The organism is Bowmanella yangjiangensis, assembly GCF_017255015.1.
GTDB lineage: Bacteria > Pseudomonadota > Gammaproteobacteria > Enterobacterales > Alteromonadaceae > Bowmanella > Bowmanella yangjiangensis.
In genome coordinates, this window is record NZ_JAFKCS010000869.1 from 1 (window position 1) to 296 (window position 296).

Genomic DNA, 296 nt, shown 5'->3' on the forward strand with positions numbered 1-296 from the left:
CCGGAGGATGCGCAGGCGCTGCGGGTCGGCGCAGATGATCGCCTGGAGTCGGCTGGTCAGGTTCATGCGCGCAGCCTAGCAGCGCGGCCTGTCGCTGCTCCACACCCTGGGGCCGGCTTCTGCCGCAAGGTGCCTGCCATGCGCTTCAGATCTCGCGCTGGTTGACCCGCTGCATCAAGGCTTCGGCCGACTCCTTGCGCTCGGAGTAGCGGTCCACCAGTTCCGGGTGCTCGCGCAGCAGCAGGGTGAAACGCATCAGCTCTTCCATCACGTCGACCAGGCGGTCGTAGTAGGGG

Annotated in this window: 1 pseudogene; it reads right to left on the reverse strand. The window is 67.2% G+C overall.

Annotated elements, in window-relative coordinates:
• Nucleotides 1-145: 145 nt before the first annotated feature.
• A pseudogene (locus J0A65_RS27020) lies at nucleotides 146-296 on the reverse strand (arsenical resistance protein ArsH); the annotation flags it as partial.